The organism is Leptothrix ochracea L12 (genome assembly GCF_000262525.1).
The window spans coordinates 1-24,595 of sequence record NZ_JH660673.1; the positions used below are offsets into that span (position 1 = coordinate 1).

General features: G+C 58.8%; 19 protein-coding genes, 1 tRNA gene and 4 pseudogenes. 13 read left to right on the forward strand and 11 right to left on the reverse strand.

The features are described from left to right. On the forward strand, nt 1-862 hold an 862-nt coding region (locus LEPOCDRAFT_RS00805), incomplete at its 5' end, for an amidohydrolase (RefSeq protein ID WP_043909624.1). Here LEPOCDRAFT_RS00805 and pgi read toward each other — a convergent pair. From pgi to LEPOCDRAFT_RS00820, 3 genes are read right to left on the reverse strand one after another with little or no spacing between them, the layout of a single operon-like run. Then, nucleotides 849-2,495, reverse strand: coding sequence for a glucose-6-phosphate isomerase (gene pgi, locus LEPOCDRAFT_RS00810; RefSeq protein WP_009453270.1), 1,647 nt, complete (start codon nt 2,493-2,495; stop codon nt 849-851). The genes LEPOCDRAFT_RS00805 and pgi overlap by 14 nt on opposite strands. Before the next feature lie 13 nt (nt 2,496-2,508). Continuing rightward, a complete protein-coding gene (gene tal, locus LEPOCDRAFT_RS00815; RefSeq protein WP_009453271.1) occupies nt 2,509-3,474 on the reverse strand; it encodes a transaldolase in 966 nt (321 codons plus the stop codon). After that, the gene (locus tag LEPOCDRAFT_RS00820) at nt 3,416-3,877 is read right to left on the reverse strand and encodes a M20/M25/M40 family metallo-hydrolase (RefSeq protein WP_009453272.1); all 462 of its coding nucleotides are present in this window, start codon (nt 3,875-3,877) and stop codon (nt 3,416-3,418) included. Before LEPOCDRAFT_RS00820 ends, tal begins: the two co-directional genes overlap by 59 nt. Nucleotides 3,878-4,012: 135 nt before the next feature. On the opposite strand from LEPOCDRAFT_RS00820, the gene LEPOCDRAFT_RS00825 reads away from it, so the two are divergent. The 4 genes and pseudogenes from LEPOCDRAFT_RS00825 (at nt 4,013) to ptsP (ending at nt 7,595) form a co-directional block, all read left to right on the forward strand. Further along, a complete protein-coding gene (locus LEPOCDRAFT_RS00825; protein ID WP_009453275.1) occupies nt 4,013-5,062 on the forward strand; it encodes an aminopeptidase in 1,050 nt (349 codons plus the stop codon). 38 nt (nt 5,063-5,100) lie between these two features. After that, nucleotides 5,101-5,565: a PTS sugar transporter subunit IIA gene (locus tag LEPOCDRAFT_RS00830; RefSeq protein WP_009453277.1), complete on the forward strand. Its 465-nt coding sequence runs from the start codon at nt 5,101-5,103 to the stop codon at nt 5,563-5,565. Then, a complete protein-coding gene (locus tag LEPOCDRAFT_RS00835) occupies nt 5,534-5,803 on the forward strand; it encodes an HPr family phosphocarrier protein (protein ID WP_009453279.1) in 270 nt (89 codons plus the stop codon). The genes LEPOCDRAFT_RS00830 and LEPOCDRAFT_RS00835 overlap by 32 nt, the downstream gene beginning before the upstream one ends. A gap of 11 nt (nt 5,804-5,814) precedes the next feature. Next, nucleotides 5,815-7,595: pseudogene (gene ptsP, locus LEPOCDRAFT_RS00840) on the forward strand (phosphoenolpyruvate--protein phosphotransferase). A 42-nt stretch (nt 7,596-7,637) separates the two neighbouring features. On the opposite strand, the gene LEPOCDRAFT_RS00845 reads toward ptsP, so the two are convergent. Then, entirely contained in the window at nt 7,638-8,735 is a 1,098-nt protein-coding gene (locus LEPOCDRAFT_RS00845; RefSeq protein WP_009453284.1) for a 3-deoxy-7-phosphoheptulonate synthase, read from the reverse strand. Between the two features lie 178 nt (nt 8,736-8,913). Next, nucleotides 8,914-10,378, reverse strand: a pseudogene (gene tldD, locus LEPOCDRAFT_RS00850) (metalloprotease TldD). A gap of 371 nt (nt 10,379-10,749) precedes the next feature. On the opposite strand from tldD, the gene ispB reads away from it, so the two are divergent. The 6 genes and pseudogenes from ispB (at nt 10,750) to proB (ending at nt 14,909) form a co-directional block, all read left to right on the forward strand. Continuing rightward, complete coding sequence (ispB, locus tag LEPOCDRAFT_RS00855) at nt 10,750-11,691, forward strand: octaprenyl diphosphate synthase (protein ID WP_156793931.1); 942 nt, start codon at nt 10,750-10,752, stop codon at nt 11,689-11,691. A 19-nt stretch (nt 11,692-11,710) separates the two neighbouring features. After that, nucleotides 11,711-11,787: transfer RNA gene (locus LEPOCDRAFT_RS00860), tRNA-Pro, on the forward strand. A gap of 132 nt (nt 11,788-11,919) precedes the next feature. After that, nucleotides 11,920-12,230: pseudogene (gene rplU / locus LEPOCDRAFT_RS00865) on the forward strand (50S ribosomal protein L21). Between the two features lie 44 nt (nt 12,231-12,274). Beyond that, nucleotides 12,275-12,532 (forward strand): 50S ribosomal protein L27, encoded by a 258-nt coding sequence (rpmA, locus tag LEPOCDRAFT_RS00870; protein ID WP_009453290.1) that lies wholly within the window; start codon nt 12,275-12,277, stop codon nt 12,530-12,532. Between the two features lie 110 nt (nt 12,533-12,642). Further along, complete coding sequence (gene cgtA, locus LEPOCDRAFT_RS00875) at nt 12,643-13,776, forward strand: Obg family GTPase CgtA (RefSeq protein WP_009453291.1); 1,134 nt, start codon at nt 12,643-12,645, stop codon at nt 13,774-13,776. Between the two features lie 14 nt (nt 13,777-13,790). Further along, nucleotides 13,791-14,909, forward strand: a complete 1,119-nt coding sequence (proB, locus tag LEPOCDRAFT_RS00880; protein ID WP_009453292.1) for a glutamate 5-kinase — start codon at nt 13,791-13,793, stop codon at nt 14,907-14,909. Nucleotides 14,910-14,937: 28 nt separating this feature from the next. On the opposite strand, the gene LEPOCDRAFT_RS00885 is transcribed toward proB, so the two are convergent. Together LEPOCDRAFT_RS00885 and LEPOCDRAFT_RS00890 are read right to left on the reverse strand one after the other, a co-directional pair. Next, on the reverse strand, nt 14,938-15,426 hold the full coding sequence (locus LEPOCDRAFT_RS00885; protein WP_009453293.1) for a JDVT-CTERM system glutamic-type intramembrane protease: 489 nt from the start codon (nt 15,424-15,426) through the stop codon (nt 14,938-14,940). A gap of 89 nt (nt 15,427-15,515) precedes the next feature. Continuing rightward, complete coding sequence (locus LEPOCDRAFT_RS00890; RefSeq protein WP_009453294.1) at nt 15,516-16,262, reverse strand: phosphate/phosphite/phosphonate ABC transporter substrate-binding protein; 747 nt, start codon at nt 16,260-16,262, stop codon at nt 15,516-15,518. Nucleotides 16,263-17,205: 943 nt separating this feature from the next. On the opposite strand from LEPOCDRAFT_RS00890, the gene LEPOCDRAFT_RS00895 reads away from it, so the two are divergent. Continuing rightward, nucleotides 17,206-17,808 carry a phosphatase domain-containing protein gene (locus LEPOCDRAFT_RS00895; protein ID WP_009453296.1) on the forward strand — a complete coding sequence of 201 codons (603 nt, stop codon included), beginning with the start codon at nt 17,206-17,208 and terminating at the stop codon, nt 17,806-17,808. On the opposite strand, the pseudogene LEPOCDRAFT_RS00905 reads toward LEPOCDRAFT_RS00895, so the two are convergent. Then, nucleotides 17,796-19,849 (reverse strand): annotated as a pseudogene (locus tag LEPOCDRAFT_RS00905) (translocation/assembly module TamB domain-containing protein). The gene LEPOCDRAFT_RS00895 and the pseudogene LEPOCDRAFT_RS00905 sit on opposite strands and share 13 nt — an antisense overlap. A gap of 259 nt (nt 19,850-20,108) precedes the next feature. Between LEPOCDRAFT_RS00905 and LEPOCDRAFT_RS00910 the strand changes: the two are divergent. After that, a complete protein-coding gene (locus LEPOCDRAFT_RS00910) occupies nt 20,109-21,161 on the forward strand; it encodes a hypothetical protein (RefSeq protein WP_009453299.1) in 1,053 nt (350 codons plus the stop codon). A 6-nt stretch (nt 21,162-21,167) separates the two neighbouring features. Here the strand turns inward: LEPOCDRAFT_RS00910 and LEPOCDRAFT_RS00915 are convergent, their stop codons facing one another. The 3 genes from LEPOCDRAFT_RS00915 to LEPOCDRAFT_RS00925 form a co-directional block, all read right to left on the reverse strand. After that, nucleotides 21,168-22,367 (reverse strand): hypothetical protein, encoded by a 1,200-nt coding sequence (locus LEPOCDRAFT_RS00915; RefSeq protein WP_009453300.1) that lies wholly within the window; start codon nt 22,365-22,367, stop codon nt 21,168-21,170. Between the two features lie 140 nt (nt 22,368-22,507). Further along, nucleotides 22,508-23,332, reverse strand: a complete 825-nt coding sequence (locus tag LEPOCDRAFT_RS00920; RefSeq protein ID WP_009453302.1) for a LytR/AlgR family response regulator transcription factor — start codon at nt 23,330-23,332, stop codon at nt 22,508-22,510. 6 nt (nt 23,333-23,338) lie between these two features. Next, entirely contained in the window at nt 23,339-24,571 is a 1,233-nt protein-coding gene (locus LEPOCDRAFT_RS00925; RefSeq protein ID WP_009453303.1) for a sensor histidine kinase, read from the reverse strand. Between the last annotated feature and the right edge of the window lie 24 nt (nt 24,572-24,595).

Below are 24,595 nucleotides of genomic sequence, written 5' to 3' on the forward strand. Positions count from 1 at the left end.
GCTGGCCGCAGCGCGCTACATGGCACTGCAACGCAACTTTGATGGCACGGTCTACCTGATCTTTCAACCCGCCGAAGAAGGCGGGGGTGGCGCGCAAGCCATGATGAAAGATGGTTTGTTCGAGCATTTCCCGATGGATGCCGTCTTTGGCATGCACAACTGGCCCGGACTGCCCGAAGGCGATTTCGCCGTCTGCGAAGGGCCCTGCATGGCTTCGAGCAACGAATTTCGCATCAACATTCGGGGCAAAGGCGCACATGCCGCCCTGCCGCACAACGGCATCGACCCGGTGTTGATCGCCTGTCAGATGGTGCAGGCCTTCCAAAGCATCATCACGCGCAATAAAAAACCGGTGGACGCGGCCGTGCTATCGGTGACGATGATCCATGCGGGCGAGGCCACCAACGTGATTCCCGATACCTGCATGGTGCAGGGCACGGTACGCACCTTCACGCTGGAGGTTCTTGATCTGATCGAAGCGCGCATGCGTCAGATCGCCGAGCACACCGTGGCCGCGTTTGGGGCCGAGTGCGACTTCGAGTTCCATCGCAACTACCCACCAACCATCAACCATGCCAACGAAGCGCGCTTCGTGCGTCAAGTGATGCAAGAGGTGGTCGGCGAAGCGCGAACCCATGTGTTCGAGCCCACCATGGGTGCCGAGGACTTCAGCTACTTCTTGCTTGAGAAACGCGGGGCCTATTTCGTCATCGGCAACGGTGACGGCGACCACCGCGCCACCGGCCACGGCTTGGGGCCATGCACGCTGCACAACCCCAACTACGACTTCAACGACAGCCTTTTGCCGCTGGGAGCGACGTTCTGGGTGCGTCTTGCGGAGACTTGGCTTAAACCGATCTGAGGCGGCTCAGCAAACCAGCGGTTGAGCCATCCAAGCCAGCGACATCGCCACTGCTTAAGCGCGGCAGCAACTGGCTACACAGCGCCTTGCCAAGCTCTACCCCCCATTGATCGAAGCTGTTGATGCCCCAGATCGCACCGCTGGTAAAGACGCGGTGCTCGTACATCGCAATCAAGGCCCCAAGCGATGTCGGTGTGAGTGCTTCCAGCACCAAGGTCGTGCTGGGCCGATTACCCGGGAAAGTGCGGTGGCGCGCCACCGTCAGAGCATCCAAGGCTTGGGACGCCGTAGGAGCTTTTTCAGCCAGCGCTTCGTCGGTCGATTTGCCCAACATCAGCGCTTGGCTCTGGGCCAAACAGTTGGCCAGCAACTTGCGCTGTTGGTCAGCCAAGCCCACAAGCACCGTCTCCGGCAACGGAGCCGGACCATAGTCGGGGTTTTTCACGGCGATGAACTCAACCGGGATCACATCGGTGCCTTGGTGCAGCATCTGAAAATAAGCGTGCTGCCCGTTGGTGCCGGCCTCGCCCCACACCACAGGTGAGGTGGCGAAAGGCAGGGGCGCACCCGTCAGATCGACACACTTGCCATTCGATTCCATCTCCAGTTGCTGCAAATACGCTGGCAGACGACGTAAACCTTGGTGATACGGGGCCAGCGAGCGACTGGTAAAACCGTGGAAGTTGCGATACCAAACGTCCAGCAAACCGAGCTGGGCCGGCAGATTCGTTTCGAGCGGCGCGGTGGCGAAATGCTGATCCATGGCGTGTGCTCCCGCCAGCAAAGCCCGAAAACCCTGCTCACCCAAGGCAATAGCCAGCGGTAAACCGATGGCGCTCCAGAGCGAATACCGCCCGCCCACCCAATCCCAAAAGCCGAAGGTGGTGGTGATGCCAAAAGCAGCGGCTGTTTCCAGATTGGTGGTGGTCGCCACAAAATGGCGCGCTACATCGGTGCCCCCATTGGCCACAAACCAAGCCCGCGCCGCGTGCGCATTGGCCATGGTTTCTTGGGTGGTGAAGGTTTTGGAGGCAATGATGAACAGCGTGGTCGCGGGATGGAGCTTGCGCAGCACCGGCACCAAATCATGTCCATCGACATTGCTGACGAAGTGGAAGCGCAGCTTGGGATGCACAAAGGCATCCAGCGCCGGCACCACCATTTGCGGCCCCAAGTCTGAGCCACCAATGCCGATGTTGACCACATCGGTAAAGCCATTCACGCCCATGCCCGCCACGGCACGCACGCTCTCAGCGTAGGCCAGCATGTGATCAAGAACGTCATGCACTTCGTCGCTGAACAGACCCACACCGCGCGGAGCGCGCAAGGCGGTGTGCAACACCGCACGACCTTCGGTCAGATTGGCCTCAGCACCCGCCAGCATGGCATCGCGACGAGCCTCAAGCTGACACTCGCGGGCCAATTGCACCAGCATCGTGCGAACGTCGGCATCCCAGCGGTTCTTGGACAGATCCGCAAACACCTCAGGTGCTTGCAGGCTGAAGCGCTCAAAACGCCCAGCTTCATGGGCGAAGGCTTGACGCACATCGAAGGCATGGCCTTGGGCATCGAAATGCTGGCGCAAGGCAGCCCAAGTGGCCGTCTGATCGCAACGTGGCGCGTGAGTAACCATGGATATTGCCTTTTCAACCAAGAGCCAGTTCGATCATTTTGTCGAGCTTGACGGCATCCCCGGCAAAAGCCCGGATACCTTCGGCGAGTTTTTCGGTCGCCATAGCGTCATCATTGAGTGCGTAGCGAAAGGCTGCCTCGTGATAACTGATAGCTGGCATGTGAGCCACCTTGGCGGCTTCAGGATCAAGGATGCGGACCACCGGGGCGGCCTCGACATCTGCGCTTTGCAACAGCGCCAGCAAATCCGGGCTGATGGTGAGCAGATCGCATCCAGCCAAGGCCAAAATCTGCCCCACGTTGCGAAAGCTCGCCCCCATCACTTCGGTGGAAATACCGAAGTGCTTGTAGTAGGTGTAGATCTGCGTCACCGATCTCACCCCGGGGTCGTTCAATCCGGCATGAGCCAACTCATCCCATCCCAATCCGGCAGACTTTTTGTACCAGTCGTAGATGCGGCCCACGAAGGGGGAAATCAGGGTCACCCCCGCTTCGCCGCAAGCCACGGCTTGGCAAAAAGAAAACAGCAAGGTCAGATTGCAGTGGATGCCTTCGCGCTCCAGCACCCGGGCTGCTTGGATGCCTTCCCACGTCGCAGCGACCTTGATCAGCACCCGCTCACGCGGCACCCCAGCATGCTGATACAAGGCCATGAGCCGATGGGCACGCGCCACGGTGGCAGCGGTATCAAAACTGAGTCGAGCATCGACTTCGGTTGAAACGCGCCCCGGGATCAGCGCCAAAATTTCGCAGCCGAAACGCACCAAAACCTGGTCAACGATGTCCGGCAACGGTTTGCCTCGATGCGTCGCCACGCATTCAGCCAACAACGGTGCGTACTCGGGCTGCTGCACAGCCTTGAGGATCAGGGAGGGATTGGTGGTCGCATCGTGAGGTGCGAACTGTGCCAGTTGTCGGAAGTTACCGGTATCGGCGACCACCGTGGTGAACTGTTTGAGGTGTTCCAGTTGCGTCGGCATGACTTCGAGAAGTGATCTGGTAGACCGTGCCATCAAAGTTGCGTTGCAGTGCCATGTAGCGCGCTGCGGCCAGCAGCATGGCGGTGTGACCGTCGTGACCGCAGGCATGCATGCGTCCGGGGTGTGTGCTGGCGTGGGCGAACTGGTTGTGTTCAGTCATGGGCAAGGCGTCCATGTCGGCCCGTAAGCCGATAGCGCGTGTGCTGCTGCCGTGGCGCAAGATGCCGACCACGCCGGTACCCCCCAGCCCCCGATGCACCGGGATGCCCCATTCGGTGAGTTGTGCGGCCACCCGTTCGGCGGTGCGGAACTCCTGAAAGCACAGTTCCGGATGGGCATGCAAATCGCGGCGGAAGGTGGTCATTTCAGCGGAAGCATCCGCGATGGCGTCGATTGGCCTCATGCAACGAAACTCCGGTCGGCGTGATTGAGCGTGAGTGAATGTGAGCGTTTATCTTTGATCATAGCCGGGCGGGATAGGGACTGTTTAGACTGGTGCCATGAAAAAAGTCGGTCTCGTTCTCGGTCTTGGCGTGCAGTGGTGTGGGTGGGCCTGAGCTTCGGGTTGCTGGGTGGCTTGATGGCAGGCTGCTCATCTACTGGCTATTTGTGGCAGTCCGTGCGTGGGCATATCGGTATCTTGCAAGCAGCAAGGCCAGTGGATGCGGTCTTGGCTGATCCACAGAGCTCGCCCAATCTTCAAGATCGCCTGCGCCTGACGCAGCAGATACGGGCCTTTGCCGTTTCCAACTTGGCGTTGCCCGATAACGCTAGCTACAGGCGTTATGCCGATCTGGGGCGAAGCGCCGCAGTTTGGAACGTGGTGGCGGCATCTGAACTATCGCTGACACTGACCACCTCGTGTTTTCCTGTGGTCGGTTGTGTGGGGTATCGCGGATTTTTTCAGCGTGAGCAGGCGGACGCCTATGCACAGACTCTGCGTGATCAAGGCTTGGACGTCATGGTCTACGGCGTGCCAGCTTATTCAACCTTGGGTCGTTTGCCCGGCGCCTACTTTGCCGACCCTTTGCTCAACACCTTCATCAACAACACCCCTGCCGATCTGGCGAAGCTGATTTTCCATGAGTTGGCGCACCAAGTGGCCTTTGCCGCTGGGGACACCGTGTTCAACGAATCCTTTGCCACAGCGGTGGAGCGCTTGGGGGTACAGCGCTGGTTGAACACGCAAGAAGATGCAAGTTTTCGGCTCGATTTTGAGCGCCTAGAGCAGCAACGCGCTGAGTTCTATGCTTTGACGATGCGTTTCCGCACTGACTTGGCGCTGGTTTTTCAACAGTCAATCAGCGAGCCTGAAAAGCGGCAGCGCAAAGTGCAGCTTTACGCCGATATGCGGGCTGAATATCGACGGATCAAGACGGAACGTTGGGGTGGCTACGCCGGGTATGACCGTTGGTTCGAGCGGGCTAACAATGCTTCTTTGGCGGTATTGGCGGCCTATAACACCCAAGTCCCCGCCTTTGAAAGCCTGTTTGAACGATGTGACCGGGATTTCCCGCGTTTCTATACCGAGGTCCGGCGTCTAGCTGCTTTGCCGAAGGGGGAGCGGGATACTGTGTTGGCGCAGTGACGCCCTGTAGAAAGCCTCTTTCCGTCTGATAATGCCCTATGGTCCGACTTCTTATCGTTGCTCACGCGCCCTTGGCTTCCGCTTTGCAGGAGGTTGCTCGGCATGTGTTTCCCGAACCGGTGGTGGCGCTGGAGGCCGTTGATGTGCACCCTCACGATCGTCCAGAGGCCATCGAGGCCGCCGTGCGGTCGGCCTTGGATCGTCACCGGCCTGTCTTGCCCGGTGAACCCGATGAAGCGCTCATCTTGACGGATGTGTTTGGGGCAACCCCGGCGAACGTGGCACAGAAAGTTGCAGATGGACTGCATGTTCGTATCCTTGCCGGTGTGAATGTGCCCATGTTGTGGCGTTCGCTCGCGTATGCTGCTTTGCCTTTGGATGAATTGATCAATCGTGCGATGGTGGGTGGCGCCCAAGGGGTCATGCCGATCACGCCAACGCGTCCTCAAAACCAGGTTTTGCAACCTAGCCATGATTCAAAGCACCATCACCATCAGCAATAAGCTCGGGCTGCATGCTCGGGCTTCAGCCAAGTTCACCAAGCTGGCGGCCAGTTTTCCCTGTGAAGTCTTCTTGACGCGCAACAGCAGGCGGGTGAATGCCAAGAGCATCATGGGCGTCATGATGCTTGCCGCCGGCATGGGCACTCAAGTCGAGATCGAAACCCATGGCGAGCGTGAGCAAGACGCCATGGATGCGCTGCGCACCTTGATCGCCGATAAGTTCGGCGAGGGCGAATAGGGAGATCCGCCATGAGCATCCAGATCTTCGGGTTGCACGTTTCGCGGGGTGTTGCCATCGGTCGGGCTGTGCTGGTGGCGTCCAGTCGCATCGACGTGGCGCATTACTTTATCGATGTGACCCAGATCGATGCTGAAATTGCCCGCTTGCGCCAAGCGAGGGATCGGGTTGGAGCCGAGTTGCTGGCGCTGAAGCGGGATTTGCCGGAGGATGCGCCCCAAGAGTTGGCCGCTTTGATGGATGTCCATCTCATGCTGTTGCATGACGAGTCTCTCGAAGAGGCGATTCGACTCTGGATCACTGAGCGGCATTACAACGCTGAGTGGGCGTTAACGGCGCAGCTCGATGTTTTGGTCCGTCAATTTGACGAGATGGAGGACGAGTATCTGCGCGAGCGCAAGGCAGATATTGAGCAGGTGGCTCAGCGCGTGCTCTCGGCGTTGGTGGCGACGCATGATCGCCCTCGTTCGGAGTGGTCTTTGGGTGCAGGCTCGGGTCCTGACTCTGGCTCAGAGGGGCCGCTGGTGCTGATTGCGAATGACATTGCTCCGGCCGATATGTTGCATTTCAAGCGCAGTGTCTTCACCGGTTTTGTGACCGACGTCGGTGGACGGAACTCGCACACGGCCATCGTGGCGCGCAGTCTCGATATTCCGGCCGTGGTGGGCGCGCGTGAGGCCAGTCGGCTGATTCGCCAAGATGACTGGGTGATCATTGACGGTGATACGGGCCTGATCATCGTCGATCCCTCGCCGATCGTGCTTGAGGAATACGTGTTTCGTCAGCGCCAAGGGCGACTGGAGCGAGAGCGGTTGTCACGTATCAAGCATCGGTCTGCCGTGACTTTGGACGGTGAGCGCGTGACTCTGATGGCGAACATTGAGATGCCGGAGGACGCTCAAAGTGCTTTTGAGGCAGGTGCTGAAGGCGTAGGGTTGTTTCGCAGTGAATTCCTTTTATGAATCGGGGTGGTCAACTGCCCGATGAAGAGGAGCAGTTTGAGGCTTATCGCGCGGTGGTCATGGCGATGAAGGGTATGCCGGTCACGATTCGCACGGTCGATATCGGGGCAGATAAACCCTTGGAGCGGCTGTCTAACGCTGAGCTGCGCCATGAACACACCCTTAATCCCGCATTGGGCCTGCGCGCCATTCGCTGGAGCTTGGCCGACCCAAGCATGTTCCGTCGTCAAGTGCGGGCTATTTTGCGTGCGGCCGTTGACGGTCCCGTGAGGTTGCTGTTTCCGATGATTTCGCGAGCCAGCGAAATTCGCCAAACCCTCGACATTCTCAAACGTTGCCGTGAACAACTGCGTGATGCCAAGGTGAATTACGGTGACGTCGAAATTGGGGCCATGATCGAAATTCCGGCGGCCACCATGATCTTGCCGGTTTTCCTGCGGCACTTTGACTTCGTGTCACTCGGCACAAATGACCTGATTCAGTACACCTTGGCCATCGACCGTGCAGATGAGGCTGTGGCGCATCTTTATGACCCGTGGCATCCAGCGGTGTTGTATCAGATTGAACGCACCATCCGATTGGCCCGTGAAGCGGGCAAGGGTGTGAGCGTCTGCGGTGAAATGGCCGGCGATCTAGAGTTCACTGACTTGCTGCTGGGCATGGGGCTGCGCAGCTTTAGCATGCATCCGACGAGAGTGCTATCCGTCAAGCAACGGGTTTTGCGGGCTGATACCAGCCGTCTTGCACGCATGGCTGGCCAGATCATGGAGGCTGAAGAGCCTCGCAGTCTGGCCGCCGTGATGTCATTGGATGGGGGTGCGGGCATCTGACCCGCCTCCCTCCGGTTCTCTCGGCTCTCGTGCGAACGGGATTTAAGCGCGACGGCGGGCTTCGACTGCTGCGCTAAAAATCGCCAAAACTCGTTCTGAGTCATCCCAGCCGATGCACGCGTCAGTGATGCTTTGGCCGTAGTTCAGCTGGGCCGGATCATCCTTTCCTGCGCTGAACTTCTGCGCACCCGCTACCAAGTGGCTTTCCACCATCACACCGAAAATGGCCCGTTGACCTTGGGCCATTTGGGCGGCAATGTCTTCGGCGACGTTGACTTGACGCTCATGCTGCTTGCTGGAGTTGGCGTGCGAGCAGTCGATCATCAGGGACGTTTCGAGCTTGGCGCTTTCCAAGGCCTTGCAGGCTTCACCGACCGCTGCGGCGTCATAGTTGGGCGCTTTGCCGCCGCGCAGGATCACGTGGCAATCTTTGTTGCCACGCGTTTCGACGATCGCAACTTGGCCGTTTTTATGCACTGAGAGGAAATGGTGCGGGCGGGCTGCTGCTTGGATGGCATCGATAGCGATGCGGGTGTTGCCGTCAGTGCCGTTCTTGAAGCCGATGGCCGCCGACAAGCCGGAAGCCAATTCACGGTGCACTTGGCTTTCCGTGGTCCGGGCACCAATGGCACCCCAGCTGATCAGATCGCCGATGTATTGCGGGCTGATGGTGTCAAGGAATTCGCTGCCGGCTGGCACGCCCAAGCGATTGATGTCGATCAGCAACTGGCGTGCCATGCGCAAGCCTTCGTCGATGCGATAGCTTTCATCAAGGTACGGATCGTTGATCAGACCTTTCCAGCCGACGGTGGTGCGAGGTTTTTCGAAGTACACCCGCATGACGATTTCGAGCGTGTCTGCATAGCGCTGGCGCAGCGGCAGCAGACGGCGAGCATAGTCCAGCGCCGCCGCCGGGTCATGGATGGAGCAAGGACCGATGACGACCAGCAGTCGGTCATCCTTCTTTTGCAGAATTTGCCGAATGTGATGACGCGTCTGGGACACCAAGGTTTCCACCGCCGTGCCCCGGATCGGGAAGAAGCGGATCAGGTGTTCGGGAGGGGGCAGAGGGGTCACGTCGCTGATCCTTTCATCGTCGGTCTGCGAGGTCTTGTCCATCAGGCTGTCGGTCGTGTTCATCGGTGAGTTCCGCGAGCGGTGGGAGTTCATAAAAAACCCGCCGGGTTGGAGGCCCGGCGGGTTGGAGATGGTTCGTGTGGGTTTCGATGCGCCTACACGTCTCCGCCGCCGCAGCGGTACGAGAACCAAAAGTAGACAAAAAGAAAGCCAACAAGCGCATAGGCTTCAATGTAGCACGTCAGGCTGTTCCGCCAACCGTCATGCCATCGATGCGCAGGGTGGGTTGTCCGACACCGACGGGCACGCTTTGACCATCTTTGCCGCAGGTGCCGACACCACTGTCGAGCTCCAAATCGTTGCCAATCATGGACACCCGGGTGAGGGCATCGGGGCCGTTGCCGATGATGGTGGCACCCTTGACGGGATACAAAATCTTGCCTTTTTCGACCCAATAAGCTTGGCTGGCCGAGAACACGAACTTGCCGCTGGTGATATCGACTTGGCCGCCGCCGAAATTGGTGGCGTACAGGCCCCGATCGATCGAAGCGATGATTTCTTCACGGCTGCGCTCACCAGCCAGCATGTAGGTGTTGGTCATGCGCGGCAGGGGCACGTGGGCGTAGCTCTCACGCCGACCATTGCCGGTGGGTTTGCGGCGCGACAACCGGGCATTCATGCTGTCTTGAAGGTAAGTTTTGAGGATGCCGTCTTCGATCAAGATGTTGCGCTGGGTGGCGTGCCCTTCATCGTCGATGTTGAGCGAGCCGCGTCGATCGGGCAGGGTGCCGTCATCCAGAACTGTCACGCCCTTGGCCGCGACGCGCTGACCGATTCGACCCGCAAAAAGCGCTGGAGCCCTTGCGGTTGAAGTCGCCTTCAAGCCCGTGGCCGATGGCTTCATGCAACAACACACCGGGCCATCCTGGCCCCAGAACCACGCTCATTTCGCCAGCGGGAGCCGGGCGGCTTTCGAGATTGGTTAAAGCGGCATCGACGGCTTCCTTGGCGTACTGCTCAAGGACGGCATCACGGAAGTAGCTGAAATCGAAGCGGCCGCCGCCGCCTGAGGAGCCGACTTCGCGGCGGCCATTTTGTTCAGCAATCACGGTCACCGAAAGGCGCACGAGTGGTCGCACATCGGCCGCCAAAGTGCCATCAGCACGGGCGATCAGCACCACGTCGTATTCGCCGGCTAGTCCAGCCATGACTTGAACCACGCGTGGATCCTGTGCCTTGGCGATATGTTCTAGCTTTTCCAGCAAGGCCACTTTGGTGGTGCTGTCGAGGCTGAGCAACGGGTCCCGCCCGATGTAAAGCGAGCGGCTTGGGGCAATGGTGCGCGTGGGATTGACTTTGATGCGCCGTGATTGGCCAGCGGCGGCAATGCTGCGCACTGTGCGAGCGGCATCCAGCAAGGCTGCTTCGGAGATGTCATCGGAGTAAGCGAAAGCGGTTTTTTCCCCGCTGATGGCCCGCACGCCGACGCCTTGATCGATGCTGAAACTACCACTTTTGACGATGCCTTCTTCGAGGCTCCAGCCCTCGCTGCGGGTGTACTGGAAGTAGAGGTCTGCATCATCGACCTTGTGCGCTGTGATGGTGCCAAGGGCTCGACGCAAGGTGCTTTCATCGAGACCGAAGGGGGCGAGCAATAGCTCTTGGGCCGTATGGAGGCGCTCAAGGGTGGGTTCAATGGCAATCATGTTGCCGATTCTAGGGGGCGAAGGCTTGGGCTCGTTTTGAGGGCAACGAATCTGAGGCGCAAAAAAAGCCCTTGGAGAACCAAGGGCCTCGGCGCGACTGGAAAAAGGGTCTTGACTGGTGTCGCGCCAACCGGGGGGAGATCAATGTGGGAAATTATCCCATTTAAAGGAAATATTGCAAGGGTGTTTTGCAATATTTTGTGGGTGGAGGAGCGTCGTCCCCCCTTGAGGCGGAAGGCGTGATACCGCATGTTCAGGTGCTGGTTTCTATAATCACCGCTTTCCTTGCGTCACCATGCGCTTGGCCGATCTACTGACAAGCCTCTTCCGTGAACAACGCTGTGCCCGAAACACTGACACCGCTGCAACTGATGGCCGAAGAAATGGCACAAGTTGATACTGTGATTCGACGCCGACTCGACTCGGAAGTTGCGCTGATCAATCAGATTTCTCACTACATCATTGGTGCCGGCGGCAAGCGCCTACGGCCTTTACTGGTCTTGTTGTGTTCGCGCGCACTGGGTTTCGAGGGCGCAGACCGTTTCGAGATGGCTGCGACCGTGGAATTCATCCACACCGCGACTTTGTTGCACGACGACGTGGTGGACGAGTCCGACTTGCGCCGAGGACGCAGTACCGCCAACGCGATGTTTGGCAATGCAGCCAGCGTCTTGGTGGGCGACTTTCTCTACTCACGCTCGTTTCAGATGATGGTGTCGGTCAATCGCATGCGTGTCTTGGATGTGCTAGCCGATGCGACCAACGTGATCGCGGAAGGCGAGGTCCTCCAGCTCCTCAATATGCATGACCCGGATGCCACCGTGGAAAGCTATTTACGGGTGATTCGCTACAAGACGGCCAAGCTCTTCGAGGCCAGTGCCCGTCTTGGGGCGGTGTTGGCAGATGTCGGGCCGGACGTGGAAGAGGCCTGTGCCACCTATGGTCGTTGCTTGGGCACAGCTTTCCAACTGGTCGATGACCTGCTGGACTACGAAGGGGCTACCGAACAACTCGGCAAGAACGTTGGTGACGATTTGCGCGAAGGTAAGCCCACCTTGCCGCTGCTGTTGGCCATGAGTCGGGGCTCTGAAGAAGATCGGCAACTGATTCGTCATGCTATTGAGCACGGTGAAGTGGAACGGTTGCCGCAGATCATTGCGATCGTGAAGGCCACTGGGGCGTTAGAAGCCACGCGTGAAGCAGCACGAGCCGAGGCGGCCAAAGCCTGTCAGCAGCTTTCGCACTTAAGCCCTTCACAGTTTAAAAATGCTCTGCTACAATTGCCGGCTCTTGCAATAGATCGATCGAACTGATCGGGTTGATTGCAAGTCACGGGGTGTAGCTTAGCCTGGTAGAGCGCTACGTTCGGGACGTAGAGGCCGGAGGTTCGAATCCTCTCACCCCGACCAATTCAAATGCCTGTACATGCTCAGTGTGTACGGGCATTTCCTTGTGTACTTCGTGTCGTTATTTTGGCGGCATGGTACAATCAAAAGCTTGATCCAGCGTTGGCTGGGTCGGTTTCATGTTGAAAGGCTGATATGTACGCGGTCATAAAAACCGGTGGCAAACAGTACAAAGTTGTTGCCGGCGAAAAATTAAAGTAGAACAGATTGCTGCGGAAGTTGGCCAAGAGGTTGTCATTGATCAGGTTTTGGCTGTCGGTAGCGGCGCTGATCTGAAAATTGGCACGCCCTTGGTTGAAGGCGCATCGGTGACGGCGACGGTGTTGTCGCAAGGTCGGCACGACAAGGTTCGCATCTTCAAGATGCGTCGTCGTAAGCATTACCAGCGCCACCAAGGCCATCGTCAGAACTACACCGAATTGCAAATCAACGTGGTTCAGGCCTAAGACGTTTCACGTCTAGGTTGTTGCTGAATCCAAGGAGCTAGGTCATGGCACAGAAAAAAGGCGGCGGTTCCACGCGGAACGGCCGTGATTCCAAGCCCAAAATGCTGGGCGTGAAGGCGTTTGGTGGCGAAGCCATCAGCGCAGGTTCGATCATCGTGCGTCAGCGCGGTACGCGTTTCCATGCTGGCACCAATGTCGGCATGGGTCGTGATCACACCTTGTTTGCATTGGTCGATGGGACCGTGTCCTTCGACGTCAAGGGTTCACAGAACCGCAAGACGGTCTTCATCACACCGCTTTGAGCCGTGTTTGACTGAAGCATCAAGCCCCGGCTCGCCGGGGCTTTTTGCTTTCGACAGGTTCAAGGTCGGCGTGAAGAGGGCTTTCAGGCCGGGTCGATTCAGGAGAAGTCATGAAATTCGTTGACGAAGTGGTGATCGATATCGCCGCTGGCAATGGTGGCAGTGGTTGTGCGAGCTTTCGTCGCGAGAAGTGCATTCCGTTCGGCGGCCCCAATGGGGGCGATGGTGGCCGAGGTGGGCATGTCTACGCTGTCGGCGACATCAATCTGAACACGCTGGTGGACTTCCGCTACACGCGTCGCCATGAGGCGCGCAATGGCGAGCAAGGCCGGGGTTCGGATCAGTTCGGTGCGGCGGGCCCTGACGTGGTGCTGCACATGCCCGTGGGTACGATCATTGCCGATGCAGAAACCGGCGATATTCTGGCCGAGCTGCTGGTCCCGGGTGAGCAGGTGATGCTGGCCAAGGGCGGCGATGGTGGTTTTGGTAACTTGCATTACAAGACCAGCACCAATCGAGCTCCGCGTCAAAAGACGCCCGGCTGGCCGGGTGATCACAAAACATTGCGCCTTGAGCTGCGTGTGCTGGCCGATGTGGGCTTGCTGGGCATGCCCAATGCTGGCAAATCGACCCTGATTGCCGCGATCTCGAACGCTCGGCCCAAGATCGCCGACTATCCCTTCACCACGCTTTATCCCAATCTGGGTGTGGTTCGCGTCGGACCGAGCCAAAGCTTCGTCGTGGCCGATGTCCCTGGCTTGATCGAAGGTGCTGCTGAAGGCGCTGGCTTGGGCCATCAGTTTTTGCGCCATCTGCAACGCACCCGTGTGTTGTTGCACATGGTGGACATGGCGCCGTTTGATGACAGCATTGATCCGGTGGCCCAAGCGCGTGCCATCGTGGGCGAGCTTAAAAAGTACGACAAGGCGCTGTTTGAAAAACCGCGTTGGTTGGTGCTGAACAAGCTGGACATGGTGCCGGTCGAGCAGCGCGCCGCGTTGGTCAAACAGTTCGTGCGGCGTTTGCGTTGGAAGGGGCCAGTGTTCGAGATTTCCGCCCTGACGCGCGAAGGTTGTGAGCAGTTGATCCGTGCCATCTACAACCATGTCGCCTCGCTCAAGGTGCCGGTGGTGGAAGTTCCGGACGTGCGCTTCAGCGCTGAAGCTGCTGCCGCTGAGCCTTTGTCGGCCCCCGAGGTCAGTGCGCTTTCAGAGGATCCGCGTTTTCGCGTCGATGCCGTTTAAGGTCGAGGTGCTTCATGAGCGACATCCTGATCCAAGCCCGCCGTATCGTGGTCAAGGTGGGTTCCAGTCTGGTGACCAATGAAGGGCGCGGCTTGGATGCCGACGCCATCAACGGTTGGTGTGTTCAGCTGGCCGAACTGGTTCGGCAAGGGCGCGAGGTGGTGATGGTGTCTTCAGGCGCCATTGCTGAAGGCATGAAGCGCCTTGGTTGGACGACTCGACCCAAGGAGCTGCATGAGCTTCAGGCCGCCGCTGCGGTGGGACAGATGGGGCTGGCACAGATCTACGAAACGCGCCTGCGTGAACAAGGGCTGGGCAGCGCCCAAGTCTTGTTGACGCACGCCGATTTGGCGGATCGCGAGCGTTACCTCAACGCGCGTTCGACCTTGTTGACCTTGCTCGGCTTGGGTGTGATCCCGGTGATCAACGAAAACGACACGGTGGTCAACGACGAGATCAAGTTTGGCGACAACGATACCTTGGGTGCGTTGGTGGCCAATTTGGTCGATGCCGATGCGCTGGTGATCCTGACCGATCAAAAAGGCTTGTATTCAGCTGATCCGCGCAAGGACCCCAACGCGCGCTTTATCCATGAAGCCCAAGCCGGTGATCCGGAGCTGGAGTTGATGGCCGGTGGAGCCGGCTCCAGCATTGGTCGCGGCGGCATGATCACCAAGATTTTGGCGGCCAAGCGGGCGGCGGGCAGTGGTGCCAGCACCGTGATCGCTTGGGGGCGTGAACCGAGCGCTTTGCTGCGCTTGGTGGCGGGCGAGTCGATTGGCACGCTCTTGGTGGCAACCACCGCGAAGGTGGCTGCACGCAAGCAGTGGATGGCCGATCACCTGCAACTCAAAGGGGCGGTGGTGGTCGATGACGGCGCTGTACTGAAGTTACGCGCTGAAGGCAAAAGCCTGCTGCCGATCGGTGTGGTTGATGTGCAGGGTGAATTTGCTCGGGGGGATGTGATTGCGGTGCGCTCGGCCACTGGGGCTGAAATTGCACGCGGTTTGGCCAATTACGCCGCCAGCGAAACCCGGCTTATTTTGCGCAAGCCCTCATCGCAAATCGAAGGTTTGCTGGGCTACGCCAATGAGCCCGAATTGATTCACCGCGATAACTTGGTTTTGTGCTGAGCGGATCGGTCGATTGACGTGCAGCCTTTCAAGGGCGCATCAGGAAGGATGCCGCCCAAAGACTGACGTTGAACCAGAGGTGCAGCATGATAGGTATGCGTAAGCGACCGCTCCACTCAAAGCTGAGGCCGAGCAGCAAGGACACGGGCAAAACGGCCAAAGCGGCCGGCGCGGGATGGCGCCAGAGATGCATCAAGGCAAAGATCACACCCGTGATCAGATTGGCGCTGGTCAGACTGAGCCACGGCAACCTAGCCACCGGCATCCATCGCCACTGCCCCCAATAGCGTTGAGCCAAGGCCACTTGCAATCCACCTCGGAACACAATTTCTTCAGCCGCGGCTCCCAAGACCAACAGGGGTAGATCCCGCAGGGGATCTGAGGTAGGCAAACCGAAACCGTACGATGCCACCAGCCAAGCGATACCCGGCGATGCCACCGTGCAACCAAGCAACAATTGTTGCCAAGCTGCACTGCGAAAAGCACGGGAGTGGTGAAGGATACGGTCGCGAATCATGGCCCACAGCTTACGGGTCCAGAGTTGGCGTGTAGCTTACGCCGCGACCTCACGGCCGTTTCATCGTGGGGCTTGATCGTGTCTTTTTGTCAGATCACACCTGCTTGTTGCATCAAGTGTCTTGCGGGTTCAAGGTCGGCCACGTCAATGGCTTCTAAAGCGCTGAATCCCAAATCAGTCAAAACGTTTTTTCCTTTGGGATCGGTATTCATGCCGACCAAAATCTGACGAACTTGTTCAGCTTGGTCGGCCCATTCAGGACTGACGCAGAAACAATGAAAAGCAGTGCCGTCACGGGTTTCACCCACGACATCCAAGTCCGCCTTGGTGGTTGCGGATAAGCCGCGCCAAGTTTCGTTAAATACGAAACCAGCGTGTGCCTCGCCTTTAAGCACGGCTTGGGCTGCTTTGGGATGGGTACCGACAAATTGATAGCGCACCCGCGAAGGATCTAAACCGATGCCGGGCAGAAGCGTTTGTCCCAGCGGGTGAACGATCAGTTTGTCGGTCGCAGAGGCGATCACAACCTCGCCATCAGCTGGAATGGGGCGATCTTTGGGAACCACCATCAGCGTTTCGTCACGCAAACCCACCACACGGGCGACGGGAATATGGCCCTTCTTAGCCGCGAAGATCAACGCGGAATAGGGGTTGGCGTAAACCACTTGAACGTCGTTGTCGAGCACTTGTTGGCGCTCGACCAGAAAGCTATCCGCAGGTTCAAAGTGGATGCCGCAGGCCATCATGCGTTGCAAGTAGGTGTTCAGGGCGAACCAACCGAACAAATTCTTGGCCGTGTCATGGGGACAAACGGATAAACGAAAACGTGCAGCCATGAAGGAATACTCCCGAGAAGAACAGGCATCAAATCAGCTGGAGATGATATTGGTGTCGTCCGCTCATGGTTTGGTGAGTTCTGCAAGGGTTTGCAAAATCTTGCCGCTTTGAAAATATATAGTGCGGGTGCGCCTTCTCCACGGGAGCCTCTTATCTGGCTTGAGACTGATTCGGAACGGCAGTTAGAATGCGCGCCACGCCTCCGTAGCTCAGTGGATAGAGCGATCCCCTCCTGAAAAAATTGGGCACCCGTCAGCGAAAGTGACGGCGTGAATGGAATCAAAGTCGGTGAACTCGTCCTGGTGATGCAGACGACAACGCCGAGCCAAGCTCAACTTAAGGGTTGAGAAGGTGTAGAGACTAGACGGTTCCGGCCTAACGACATGCGAGGCATGTCTAGGGTCAAGGCATAGTCCAGACCACGAACGCATGAGTCAACCTATACGCATGCGGCGGCGAAAGCCGAAGTGGGATGAAGGGATAGGTCGCAGGTTCGATTCCTGCCGAAGGCACCACATCTTCCTCATTGCTTCCTCGCCTGAAAACCATGAAGTTAACCATGTCCAAGGGGATGCGCCGTGCACTGATGCCACGCCTCCGTAGCTCAGTGGATAGAGCGATCCCCTCCTGAAAAAATTGGGCACCCGTCAGCGAAAGTGACGGCGTGAATGGAATCAAAGTCGGTGAACTCGTCCTGGTGATGCAGACGACAACGCCGAGCCAAGCTCAACTTAAGGGTTGAGAAGGTGTAGAGACTAGACGGTTCCGGCCTAACGACATGCGAGGCATGTCTAGGGTCAAGGCATAGTCCAGACCACGAACGCATGAGTCAACCTATACGCATGCGGCGGCGAAAGCCGAAGTGGGATGAAGGGATAGGTCGCAGGTTCGATTCCTGCCGAAGGCACCACATCTTCCTCATTGCTTCCTCGCCTGAAAACCATGAAGTTAACCATGTCCAAGGGGATGCGCCGTGCACTGATCAGCGGAATAGCACTGGTGGCGCTGGGTGTGTTTTTCTTCTTGGCGATCGGGGGGTGGTATCTCTGGACCCAGCACGACCGCAACTTCCATACCGTCATCCCGGGCGTCTTGTATCGCTCAGCGCAGATGAATGGCGACCAGATCAAGTCCCGGGTCGAAGCCTCTGGCGCGCGCGCCATGCTCAATCTGCGTGGACTGCGTCCCGGCCAAGATTGGTACGAGGAGGAGATCACTGTGGCCAAGGCCATCGGGATCACCCATCTCGACTACGGTATCTCGGCCAATGCACCTGTGACACTGGCGCAGATGAAAGAGATTCTTGTGCTGATCGAGCAAGCGCCCAAACCGTTGCTGATTCACTGCGAAGCGGGGGCGGATCGAACGGGATTGGTGGTGGCGCTTTATTTGTTAACGCATGGCCACAGCGAGGCTCAGGCTCGCGAGGCCTTGGCCTTGCGTTTTGGGCATCTCCCCTACCTGATGTGGGCGAGTACCCACAGCATGGATGACAGCCTCGATCTTTTTGTGGCCGATTTCAAGGCCCGCCCTCAAACACCCTGAGGCCCATCCTTGGTGATTTCTGGGGCTGCAGGGGTGGGTTCGATCACGGGTTCAGGCGGGCGCCAGCGCCAGATCCAAATCAGATCGATGGCCCGATCTGATCCTGATTGAGCTCGCAGTGTGAAGCGCTGCGCAATACGGTAGATCAGTTGCCACGTGCCTGAGGCGGCGTTCAGGCTTCGTTCGTAGCCGACATACCAACGTCTTGAGAGTTGTTTGCCCAGCGACACCACGGTTTCTGCCGCGTCACCGTCGGATTTACGCACCGAGACCTGATCGAGTCCCACACGTTCGAGCAGCGAGGGACTATCACCTTCGCCAGAGATCAAAGCATAGGCCGCACGTTGCAGCAGCGCCAAATCCGTGCGCCCCAGTCCATCGGGCGCGCGGCCCAAGATGAGCCATGAGAGTTTGTCGGTGTCATTCAACGCCGGATCGCTGAACAAGCGAACACGCATGTTTTCGACGGTACCCGTGACAGCCACACCGACCCGGACTTCATCGATATCTGGTCGTGTGGCTTCGATATCCAGTTGTGGATTGCTGGGGGGCCCGTGAAAGTCATCCGTCCTCGATCGATCGCCAGTTTTTGTCCGTAGGCGGAATAGGTGCCATCGTCACCGGTATGAATGGTGCCGTGGATAGCCAGTTTTCCTCCTGGGTTGGACAAGGCGAGTGAGCCCACAAGCGCGGTGTGAAGGCCTCGGCCTTGCACGGTAAAGGCATCACCCATATCGAGTTTCATATCGACCACGGTATTGCGGGCTGATGCTGTGGGACTGCGGGGCGGGGCGTCTTCAGTGCGCTTGGTCTGCCGGGGTAGGCCATGGGCGGTGCTGACCAACACGTCATCCGACAAACCAGGGGCATCTCCTTGACTGAAGTCGATGTGACCTTCATCGGCACGTAGCGCCCCTTGAATCGACGTGCGTTGTTGATCGATCTCTATCTGGGTGGTGCCGCTCACCACCACACGACGATCCACCCGCTGTAGCAAGGCAAAACGTTGTGCCGTTGCGGTCATGTGTGCGTGGGGATGGCTGGCATTGAGGACCAGATCGCCACTGGCTTGCACGTGGCCCTCCCCAGCTTTCATCGTCAATGTTTCGATGTGAGCGGTGTTGCCTGTCAGGGTGGCTTTCAATTCCGCATCGTGCCAATCGATGCCGTTCAGCGCGTTTTGGATGCCAATCTTGGTGCCATGCATGTCTCCACGAAGGTTGGGATTGCCCAACTGACCTTGAATGCGTGCTTGGGTTTCAAGCTTGCCGCTTAGAAGCCAGCCGGGAGGAAGCCATCGTCCCCAGCGACCGAGTTCAGCAATGCGCAAATCAAGGCTGCCATCGATCACATCTTCCTTGGTGGGCCAAGGAGATTGCGTGCTGCGGGTCTGGAGATTTTGTTGGCCCTCTAAAGAGCCCAAATGGCCGCCAGCCACGTGTTGTTGTAGTTGCCAGTGGCCTTGACGACCCTGTAAGGCCAAGCGCAATTCGGCCAGTCCCAAGGGCTGTGGGCCCAGTGGATTGTCTGGATCATTCACCTGCAAATCACCCGCCAGACGCTCCAAAGCGATGTCCGCCGAGAGATTGCGTGGGTCCAGCGAAAGATTGGCATGACCGCCAATTTTCAAATCACCCTCCCAGCCAAAACCGGGTTGTGCGCGGGCCAGTAGTGGGGCGATCTCAAGCGGTTCCAACCTTGATCGGAAGATGAGGTGCGGTGTTGTGCTGTCGGCTTGGGTTTGAAACAGGCATTCATCCAGCACCAAATGCAAGGCGAGCCATTGAAGCCGGGTCGGCTGGATTCGGAAGGTCTGAGACCGTTCATCACGGTGATAGCTCAGGCTGGTTGGATCCAATTGCAAGAAATCCGGGGCCGATGCGAGCGCTTTGGCGTCTTTCAGATGCAAAGCTTGAATCTCGCCTTCCCAGTGATCACTGCTGGAATCACTCTTGGCGGTCTCGGGGTGGATGTTGGGGCTGGGGCGATGTTGCCAGCGTCCATCGGCCAACAGCTCCATACGCAAGGGCGTGGGCAGCATGCTGTTGAGTTCGCCGGTGGTGGGGTCGGAGAATTGGGCGAGCGATTGCAGTTGCAAGCGGTGGCGGTTGGCGCTGCCTTGCACCGTCAGTTCGGTGCTCCCCAGATGCAGCCCCGGCCAAGAGGCTTCCCCAAGGCTTGCTTGGATATCGAGTTGATCGCGAGGATGGCTACCGGCGTCAAAACGGGTTTTGAACTTTTGCAGATGCAGCCCCGGCTTGTGATCCCGATGGTTCGGGTCCACCTGTAGGTCCTGGGCTTTGGGCCATTCGGTCAAAGACCGCTCAGCCGGCACCGTGGTGCGCTACAACCTGATCGAAGACGGCGGTCATGCCATCGACTTGGTCGAAGCCGAAGGCTTCCCCGTGACGGCCACCGCTGAGCCGGCGTATCGCAGCGCCTTCGTCTACGGCAACTTGATCGTGCGCAACGGCAACTTGGGCAGCACGATTCACTACGGCGGCGATCACTTCGGCAGCACAGCCGGCCTGACTTGGGGGGAACCCATCTTCCGCCAAGGCACGCTGTACGTTTACAACAACTCGGTCCATGTCACCGGCGGGCCCAAGTCGTGGATGTTCCAGCTCTCGACCACGCTGGAAAAGGCCGAGGTTTTCAACAACGTCTTCGTCTATGACAGCACGGTCAATGGCGGGCGGGCGATGCGCGCACCGCAGTCGCAAGGGGTGGCTGCTCCTTGGGTGAGCGACGGTATCGTCAATCTCGGCCGCAACTGGACCAGCACTGGCTGGGTGGACTACTTCAGCCCGATCAACGGCCAGCTCAACGGCACCGCGAACTTGATCAGTGCCGCGACCGCGCCAGTCACCCTAAGCACCATGGTGCCGTTGGCCAAATCGAGCTTGGTGGATGCGGCCATCGCCTTGCCTGCGGCTGCCAGCTTGCACCCGGTGCTTTACCAGATCAACGTCAACGGCCAGCGCTCGGTACGCACCCCCGCAGGACTTGGCACCGATTTGGGCGCGCTGGAAGCGCCGGCGGCCGCTGCTCCTGCTCCTGCTCCTGCCACAAAACCGGCAGCCACGACGCTGGGGACACAGAAGATCAGCTTCACAGCGCCCACCAAGCTGGCGTTGAACAGTTCAGCCGCGCTGACAGCCAGCAGCAACTCGGGACTGGCGGTCACGGTCACGAGCACCACGCCGACCATCTGCTCGGTCACGGCCGTGGGCACGGCCTTCACCGTCTTTAGCGGGACACGGGCCGGGACCTGCACGCTGGCCGCCAATCAAGCGGGCAACAGCGCATGGAAGGCGGCGACCCAAGTCACGGCCAAGATCAGCGTCAAATAAGCCGATTTACCAAGCCGCCTGGAAAGAGTCCGGCTTGAAGCGTGGATCGCTGGTGATGGCGTGCAGATCCACAAATTCAAAGTCGCTCATTTTCAGACCTTGGATTTGCTTGATGGCCACGCTGCTCCACCGCACACTGGGCTCACCTTGGATGAAGAAGTCCGAACCCAAGTCGGCGACATAGACCCCGTGCTGCTGCATCGCCCGAGCCAAGGCGCGGGCTTGGGCGGCCCAATAAAACGGTGGCTGGAAGCTCGCTTTGAGCCGCATCACGGCGCCCAAAGGAATCCCACCATTCACCGCATTCCCAGCGGTATGCCCCGCTGGCCAGACAAACTTGTTGTCGAGCACACCGTCGCGGAAAGTCACCCGCAAGGCGTGGTGAATCTCACCCACATCAGCCTCATCGATGCGTGCCAGCAGCGGCAGCATCGGCAAACCGCCAGCATCCGCCGACGTCCAACCTTTGGGGCGCATGGTCAGCGAACTCAAGTCCCACGAAGCGGTCGAATACGACTTCCATTGCCCGCCCACTTGATAGGCAAAGTAACTCTCCCAGAGACGGCACGTGGCACCGCGCTCCAGCACCAACACATGGCGGTCGCCACAGGTCTCGGGGTCATTGCAACGACCGTGCTCCGCTTTGATGATGGCATCCAAGGGATACGGGAAGCGACGCTCAGCAGCTGGCACCGTCGAGCAACCGCGACGCAGCGACATCGCCCCATTCTTCAGAACCGCGCAATCGCTTTCAGCTGGCACGCCAGCACCGTTGCCATCGCGCGGATCGACGATCTCATAGGCTTGAACAGGCCAAGCCGTGGTGGCCGGGCTGCCATCGATCACGTTGTAGGGAATGCCGTAGTAATTTCCCGGCTGATTAGCATCCTCACTGGTGCCCCAATCCGCGTGAAGCTGCCTAGCAGCGCCCACCGATTTGATCCACTTGGCACTGTTGGCGTGCACCGGGAAATGCGCTGGATCATCAACACGCTGATTGAAGATCGCACTTTGCGGAAAGATCGTGCACCCGGCCACCACCGGCGGTGTTTGGGCTTCGACAACACCTGATGCTGTCACCACCCCGAGGCCCAGGGCGGCCACGGCGACCCAGCGATGCATCGCCCAAGTCGATGACGGTGTGAAGGGATGAGCACTGGCGTCAAGCGCAAGAGGCCCTTGAACGTGCGAGCGATTCGGCTTCATAACAACTCCGAGAGTCAAAGACCGGATGGGTCGATGGGGACACAAAACCATCCTACGCTCGCACTAACACCCATCACCATGGCCTTTGCAACGATGCGTGCGCTAAGCCGCACCTCGTTACAGGGCGAGGCCGGCAAACGTCACAAACCCTCAGCCACCAAGGCGTCACGCACCGCTGGAAGTTGCCGCCGCGAGACAGTCAACCATTCATCGACCTCGGCAATCAACACCGACCAAAGCTCGCCACCATCGCGCTCATCCTCACTGTCAGGGGCTGCAGGACGGCGCATCAATTCCCGAATCGCCTGACGAGCCACCAAAGCGTTGCGATGCACACGCAAAAAACGCGGGCCCAAACGAGGTTCAAGATCGGTCAGCGACTCATCCAGCACAAAAATGCTGCGAGCGGTTCGCAGCGTGACGTACTTGAGCTCGGCCTTGAGGTAGAGCACCTCGGTCAAGGGGACTCGAATGACTTGGCCGCGCACGCTAACCATGATGGCCGGCTCTTCCTCCAAGCCCATGGGATGGGTCGTCTCGACCATCGGTCTGGGCACTCGTCCCAAGCGATGCATCACCCGCATCAACGCCTCTTGCAAGCGAACACGTCGTACGGGTTTGGTCAGGTAATCGAACGCCTCGACGTCAAAAGCAGCCAGAGCGTGTTCAGGATGAGCAGTCACAAACACCACCGCTGGCACGTCATGCCAGTGGCGCAAACGCTCGGCCAAAGCCAAGCCGTCCAAGCCCGGCATACGGATGTCGAGTAAGAGCAAATCGGCGCGGTATTGCGATAACCACTGCAAAGCGGCCGCCGCACTGGCCGCCTCACCCACCACGGTGACCGTGGGCACCACCATATCCGCCAGCAGTTGACGCAGCCGAAGCCGTGCTAAAGGCTCGTCATCGATCAGGAAGACCCTCAATGCGGCGGACGGCGAGACATGGCTCGATGAAGACAACATGGTCGTTCAATAACGCCCCGTCAGCGGCACTCCAATGCGGATGCGAAAGCTGGTGGTGCCCACACGACTGACCTCGAAACGCAGACTCACGTCATGCATCAGGATGAGCCGCTCGCGCACGTTACGCAACGCCACGCCCATCCCGGCCTTACCCGGCACCGAAGGCACCGTGTTGCTGATCTCGATGCGAGCTTGGCCTTGCCGCGCCCGGGTACGGATACGGATCTCACCACCGGTTTCCGAGGGTTCAATACCGTGTTTGACGGCGTTTTCCACCAGCGGCTGCAACACCAAGACCGGCAGTAAGGCGGAGTGGGCCGCTGGGTCAAGCTCCCAACGAACTTTCATTCGTTCACCAAAACGCACCCGTTCAATCTCTAAATAACGCTTGGCCAGCGCTAGCTCCTCGCCCAAGGTCTGCGTGGCGGAAGAGCTGGCCAAGGCGGCGCGAAACAACTCCGCCAAATCCTCCATCACCGACTCAGCTCGCTCAGGGTCGGATCGCACCAAGGCAATCGCGCTGTTGAGCGCATTGAAGAGGAAATGCGGTTGGATGCGCGACTGCAACTCGGCCAAGCGAGCCGCTGCTGCCGCTGGCAACTGCAAGCCGGCTCGCTGACGCAACCACAAGAACAACGCCGCAGACAGCGCCATGCCTACCGCAAGTGGCGGCCACCAACCCAACTCAACCACAGGGGCCAAGTCCAGCAAAACCATCTGCCCCCAACCGTAGATGGCACAGATGGCACCCAACAAAATCGCCGCCACCCACTGCGCTCCGACAGTTTGAGCAGCCAGCTTGCGGCGACCCAAACAAGCCAAAATCAACCAAGCCAACGTTGCCGGCAAGGTCATGGTGGCCGCGACGGCCCCGTTGGCAAGCCAAGCCAACCAATCCTGAGAGGTGAAAAGTAGCCCTAACGTCACCGTGCCATGCACAAACAGCACCGCGCGCAACACCACACCGACATGGCAAACATCAAAGGCCGACATGGCCAGTTTGACTTTACGAATCACCGGCATGGCCGGCAACCGACGGCTGCGACTTTTCCCTTGGCGAGCGTCATAACTTGATGAGCCGTCACGCCCGCCCCCCGAGCGCTCATCGGCAGAAGCACGCACCTGCGCCGATCCCGATCGATGACGGTAGCTCTCGCCGCCGACATCCCCTGGGGCGGTGTGCACCAAGGGCTGGGTCGGCTCGATGGGAAAATCCAGTAAGGGGTCTCGTGTCGGCATCGACGGCTGAATCAACGACCGCAC

Coding starts and splice junctions, on each gene's coding strand:
- pgi (WP_009453270.1), bottom strand. CDS start 2,495: ATGGTTACTCACGCGCCACGTTGCGATCAGACGGCCACTTGGGCTGCC.
- tal (WP_009453271.1), bottom strand. CDS start 3,474: ATGCCGACGCAACTGGAACACCTCAAACAGTTCACCACGGTGGTCGCC.
- LEPOCDRAFT_RS00820 (WP_009453272.1), bottom strand. CDS start 3,877: ATGAGGCCAATCGACGCCATCGCGGATGCTTCCGCTGAAATGACCACC.
- LEPOCDRAFT_RS00830 (WP_009453277.1), top strand. CDS start 5,101: ATGGTCCGACTTCTTATCGTTGCTCACGCGCCCTTGGCTTCCGCTTTG.
- LEPOCDRAFT_RS00835 (WP_009453279.1), top strand. CDS start 5,534: ATGATTCAAAGCACCATCACCATCAGCAATAAGCTCGGGCTGCATGCT.
- LEPOCDRAFT_RS00845 (WP_009453284.1), bottom strand. CDS start 8,735: ATGAACACGACCGACAGCCTGATGGACAAGACCTCGCAGACCGACGAT.
- ispB (WP_156793931.1), top strand. CDS start 10,750: ATGGCCGAAGAAATGGCACAAGTTGATACTGTGATTCGACGCCGACTC.
- rpmA (WP_009453290.1), top strand. CDS start 12,275: ATGGCACAGAAAAAAGGCGGCGGTTCCACGCGGAACGGCCGTGATTCC.
- cgtA (WP_009453291.1), top strand. CDS start 12,643: ATGAAATTCGTTGACGAAGTGGTGATCGATATCGCCGCTGGCAATGGT.
- proB (WP_009453292.1), top strand. CDS start 13,791: ATGAGCGACATCCTGATCCAAGCCCGCCGTATCGTGGTCAAGGTGGGT.
- LEPOCDRAFT_RS00885 (WP_009453293.1), bottom strand. CDS start 15,426: ATGATTCGCGACCGTATCCTTCACCACTCCCGTGCTTTTCGCAGTGCA.
- LEPOCDRAFT_RS00890 (WP_009453294.1), bottom strand. CDS start 16,262: ATGGCTGCACGTTTTCGTTTATCCGTTTGTCCCCATGACACGGCCAAG.
- LEPOCDRAFT_RS00895 (WP_009453296.1), top strand. CDS start 17,206: ATGAAGTTAACCATGTCCAAGGGGATGCGCCGTGCACTGATCAGCGGA.
- LEPOCDRAFT_RS00915 (WP_009453300.1), bottom strand. CDS start 22,367: ATGAAGCCGAATCGCTCGCACGTTCAAGGGCCTCTTGCGCTTGACGCC.
- LEPOCDRAFT_RS00920 (WP_009453302.1), bottom strand. CDS start 23,332: ATGTTGTCTTCATCGAGCCATGTCTCGCCGTCCGCCGCATTGAGGGTC.
- LEPOCDRAFT_RS00925 (WP_009453303.1), bottom strand. CDS start 24,571: ATGCCGACACGAGACCCCTTACTGGATTTTCCCATCGAGCCGACCCAG.